Raw genomic sequence first — 4,400 nt, forward strand, 5'->3', positions numbered from 1 at the left:
GCGCGCAGAACAGCGCGGGACTGGCCCGGCTGGCCCGCCGGGTGGAGCCGGCCGTCGGCTGGGACGACCTCGTGCTCCCGCCCCAGACGCATCGCGGGCTGCGCGAACTGTCGCTGCGCGCCCGCCATCGCGACCAGGTCCTCGGCCAGTGGGGCATGCGGCCCGGCGGCGGCCGGGGGCGCGGGGTGATCGCTCTGTTCGCCGGGGAGTCGGGCACCGGCAAGACGATGTCCGCGGAGGTCGTGGCCGCCGATCTGGGCATGGACCTGTACGTGGTGGACCTGTCCACGGTCGTCGACAAGTACATCGGGGAGACCGAGAAGAACCTGGAGCGGATCTTCACGGAGGCGTCGGCGGTCAACGCGGTGCTGCTGTTCGACGAGGCCGACGCGATCTTCGGCAAGCGCTCCGAGGTGAAGGACGCGCGCGACAAACACGCCAACATCGAGTCGGCGTACCTGCTGCAGCGCATGGAGTCCTTCGACGGGATCGCCGTGCTGACCACCAACCTGCGGGCCAACCTGGACGAGGCGTTCACCCGGCGCCTGGACGTCGTGGCGGACTTCCCCGTGCCCGACGCGGCACAGCGCCTGGCCCTGTGGGAGCGGTGCCTGGGGCACAAGCTGCCGCGCGCCGACGACCTCGACCTCGCGTTCTGCGCCGACCGGTTCGAGCTGGCCGGCGGCTCCATCCGGTCCTGCGCGGTCACCGCCGCGTACCTGTCGGCCGAGGCCGGCACGCCCCTGACGATGGCGCAGGTGGTGACGGCGCTCGCGCAGGAGTACCGCAAGCTCGGCCGCCTGGTCCTGGAGAGCGAGTTCGGGCCCCACCTCGCGCAGGTCACCGGCGTCTGACCCTGCACGCGGGGACCCGGCCGGCCGCCCGCGCGGGCAGGGCGATTGCCCCCGGGCAGGGTCCGGCGTCCTCTGCCACCGGCGCCGGCCGGCGACAAGGCTGGAAAGCGACCCGGACCGCAGGACCGTGAAGGAGCGAGCATGCCGACGTACCTCACCCCAGGCGTGTACATGGAGGAGGTGCAGTCCGGTGCTCGCCCCATCGAAGGGGTCGGCACCGCCGTCGCCGCGTTCGTCGGCTTCGCCGAGGACGGCCCGTTCCACACGCCGACGCTGGTGACGAGCTGGGACCAGTACACCCGCTCGTTCGGCGGCTTCACCCAGGGCACCTATCTGCCGCACGCCGTGTACGGCTACTTCGCCAACGGCGGCGGCGCCGCGTACGTCGTGCGCATCGGCGGCTCCGCCGACGACACCTCCGCGCCGGCCGTGAACGGCTCGTCGGCGCGGCAGAACGGCGCGGTGGCGCAGCCGGTCGAGCTGGGCGGCTTCCTCTTCGCGGCGCGGCCCGGCGTGAGCGGCGTGTCGGTGGAGATCGCCGAGGCGGAGGGCGAGAACCCGCCCGAGGACCGCTTCCGGGTCCTGGTGCGCCAGGGCGACCAGGTGGCCGAGACGTACGACGCATCCACCCGTAAGAACGTCAAGGGCTATCTGCTGACCCAGGCCCGCGCCTCGAAGCTGATCGAGGTCACCGAGCAGCGCGGGGCGAGCCAGACGAAGCCCGTCGCGCAGACGGTCGCCGTGCCCGACGCCGCGCCCGCGCCCGCCCCGGCCGCGAACGGCGAGGTGGCCCGGCTCGACCCGGCCGAGTACGTCGGTGACGCGGGGGCCCGCACCGGGTTCGCCGGTCTGGAGACCATCGACGAGATCACGATGGTCGCCGTGCCCGACCTGATGAGCGCGTACGAGCGCGGGGACATCGACGACGAGGGCGTGCGCACCGTGCAGCTCGCCGTCATCTCGCACTGCGAGCAGATGGGCGACCGCGTCGCCGTCCTCGACACCCCGCCCGGCCTGTCCGCGCAGGCGGTCCGCACCTGGCGCAACGACGAGGCGGGCTACGACTCCCGCTACGCCACCCTCTACTACCCGTGGGTGCGCGTCTTCGACCCGGCGGCCGGCCGCAACACCACCGTCCCGCCGAGCGGTCACATCGCCGGTGTGTGGGCCCGCAGCGACGCCGAGCGCGGTGTGCACAAGGCCCCGGCCAACGAGGTGATCCGCGGCGCCGTCGACCTGGAGCTGCGGCTCAGCAAGGGCGAGCAGGACCTGCTCAACCCGATCGGTGTGAACTGCGTACGGGCGTTCCCCGGCCGCGGCATCCGGATCTGGGGCGCGCGCACGCTCTCCTCGGACCCGGCCTGGCGCTACCTGAACGTGCGGCGCCTGTTCAACTACCTGGAGGAGTCCATCCTCCTGGGCACGCAGTGGGTGGTGTTCGAGCCGAACGACGACCGCCTGTGGTCGAGCATCCGCCGCAACGTCAGCGCGTTCCTCACCGAGGAGTGGCGCCGGGGTGCGCTGTTCGGGCAGACCGCCGCGGAGGCCTTCTACGTGAAGTGCGACCGCGACAACAACCCGCAGGAGTCCATCGACCAGGGCCGCGTGGTCTGCGAGATCGGCGTCTCGCCGGTCAAGCCCGCCGAGTTCGTGGTGTTCCGGCTGGCCCAGTTCTCCGACAGCACCAGCCTCGTCGACGAGTGACACCGGCCGCCCGCCGCAACCCCAACCGCTTGTGCAGCAAGGAAAGGTGACAGACAGTCATGGCAGAGGGCGATGCTCTTTCCACCCATATCTTCGGCGTGCAGCTCGGCGGCTACCTGGTCGAGTCGATCCAGGAGATCAGCGGCCTGACCGTCGAGGAGGAGGTCGTCGAGGTCCGTCAGGTGAGCGCGGAGGGCAAGCAGATCATCCGCAAGCAGCCCGGCGCCCGCCAGGCCGGCGAGATCACGATCACCCGGGGACTCGACCAGAGCAGCGAGTTCACCAAGTGGATCAAGGAGACTCTCAACAACGGCGCCGTCGACACGGCACGGCAGAACCTCACCATCGAGATCAAGGACTCCACCGGCGAGACCGTCCGCCGCATCCAGCTGATGCAGGGCTGGGCGTCGAAGTGGGAGGGCCCCTCGCTGAAGGCGGGCGAGTCCTCGGCCGCCACGGAGTCCGTGACCATCGTGTTCGAGGAGATCGTCGTCGAATGAGGCGCCGTACGGTGACAGCGGGCAACCTGGACGAGATCCTCCAGGCCACGGCGCCCGCGACGGACGCGGGAGCGGCGTCCCCTCCACCCCCCTCCGCCGCTCCCGTGTCCGGTCAGGACCACGGACTGCGCACCGAGTTCGAGTTCGAGCTGCCGCGCGGATACGTCGACGAGGCGGGCACCGTGCACCGGCACGGGACCATGCGCCTGGCCACGGCCCGCGACGAGCTGCGCCCGCAGATCGACCTGCGGGTGAAGGAGAACCCGGCGTACCTGAGCGTCGTCCTGCTCAGCCAGGTGATCACCCGGATCGGCACGGTCACCGATGTGCACGCCGGGGTCGTGGAGCGGATGTACGCGACCGACGTGGCGTTCCTCCAGGACTTCTACCGGCGCGTCAACAGCGAGGGGCACACGCGGGCCGCCGTGACGTGCCCGCACTGCGAGGGCGGCTTCGAGGTCGACCTCTCGGGTGGGCGCCTGGGGGAATCGTGACGTACGCGCTCCCCCGGCTGCGGGAGGAGATCGCGTACATCGCCTACCACTTCCACTGGCCCCGCGAGGAGATCCTCGACCTGACCCACGGCGAACGCCAGCAGTGGGTCACCGAGATCGCCCGGATCAACACCCGTGTGAACGAAGGCGGTTGAGCGCATGGCATGGCGGGACGGAGCGCGGCGCCGCAAGGGGCGCCCCGCGGTGGAGCCCGTCCCGGCCCCCGTCGAGGGGCCCGGGACCGGAGTCGACGCCGTCACGGTCGGGCACGGCTCTGCCGTGCCGAACGGCTGGGACGGCGGCTGGCGGCACACCTCCGCTCCTCAACTGACCGTGTCGCGTTCCCCGTTGGCCGTCAGTGACGGGCTGGTCTTCCGTGCGGGGCTCGCGGCGTGGCGCGACCCGTCGTTCGACACCGGCCTCGCCCACGGCGTGCTGCCCTCCGCTCCCGCGGGCCTCGTCTCCGGTGTCACGCACCCGGTCACGGGCACGGCCGGACCCACGCGGAGCGGCGGCGCCCCTTTGCTGCTCCGGGCACTGGCACCGGGTGGCGAGGAGGACAACTTCGCTGCGGAGTACGGGACTTCCGGTTCCGGTGCACGTGTGGCCGCAGGCAAGGGCCCCGCGGTCGGCCCGGAGGTACCGCGGGAACGGACGCGGCCGGAACTTCCCCAGGTCCAGCGCCGGGCGCGCGCCGACGAGAGCAGCGCAGAACACGGCACAGAACGGGCCGCCGGGCATACCGCCGGGCGCGGCACCGAGCGTGCGGCGTCGCAGGCTTCGGGCGGCGGCGGTGCGGAGCTTCATGACGCGGCGCGCATTCAGCGCCGTACGCGGGGCGACCGGCC

5 protein-coding genes and 1 pseudogene are annotated in these 4,400 nt (G+C 72.1%); all 6 read left to right on the forward strand.

The window, feature by feature from the left end:
- On the forward strand, positions 1-854 hold an 854-nt coding region (locus G3I40_RS45140; protein ID WP_164560581.1), incomplete at its 5' end, for an ATP-binding protein.
- 141 nt (positions 855-995) lie between these two features.
- Positions 996-2,558 carry a phage tail sheath family protein gene (locus tag G3I40_RS45145; protein ID WP_164560582.1) on the forward strand — a complete coding sequence of 521 codons (1,563 nt, stop codon included), beginning with the start codon at positions 996-998 and terminating at the stop codon, positions 2,556-2,558.
- 59 nt (positions 2,559-2,617) lie between these two features.
- On the forward strand, positions 2,618-3,058 hold the full coding sequence (locus G3I40_RS45150; protein WP_164560583.1) for a phage tail protein: 441 nt from the start codon (positions 2,618-2,620) through the stop codon (positions 3,056-3,058).
- Complete coding sequence (locus G3I40_RS45155; RefSeq protein ID WP_164560584.1) at positions 3,055-3,552, forward strand: zinc-ribbon domain-containing protein; 498 nt, start codon at positions 3,055-3,057, stop codon at positions 3,550-3,552. Before G3I40_RS45150 ends, G3I40_RS45155 begins: the two co-directional genes overlap by 4 nt.
- Positions 3,549-3,707 carry a DUF6760 family protein gene (locus G3I40_RS46740; protein ID WP_237538843.1) on the forward strand — a complete coding sequence of 53 codons (159 nt, stop codon included), beginning with the start codon at positions 3,549-3,551 and terminating at the stop codon, positions 3,705-3,707. The genes G3I40_RS45155 and G3I40_RS46740 overlap by 4 nt, the downstream gene beginning before the upstream one ends.
- A gap of 4 nt (positions 3,708-3,711) precedes the next feature.
- Positions 3,712-4,400, forward strand: a pseudogene (locus G3I40_RS45160) (hypothetical protein); the annotation flags it as partial.

This window comes from Streptomyces sp. SID14478 (assembly GCF_010548525.1).
GTDB lineage: Bacteria > Actinomycetota > Actinomycetes > Streptomycetales > Streptomycetaceae > Streptomyces.

Excerpts from the sequence above, each read along its gene's own strand:
- G3I40_RS45155 (WP_164560584.1), top strand. The coding sequence starts at position 3,055 with ATGAGGCGCCGTACGGTGACAGCGGGCAACCTGGACGAGATCCTCCAG.
- G3I40_RS45145 (WP_164560582.1), top strand. The coding sequence starts at position 996 with ATGCCGACGTACCTCACCCCAGGCGTGTACATGGAGGAGGTGCAGTCC.
- G3I40_RS45150 (WP_164560583.1), top strand. The coding sequence starts at position 2,618 with ATGGCAGAGGGCGATGCTCTTTCCACCCATATCTTCGGCGTGCAGCTC.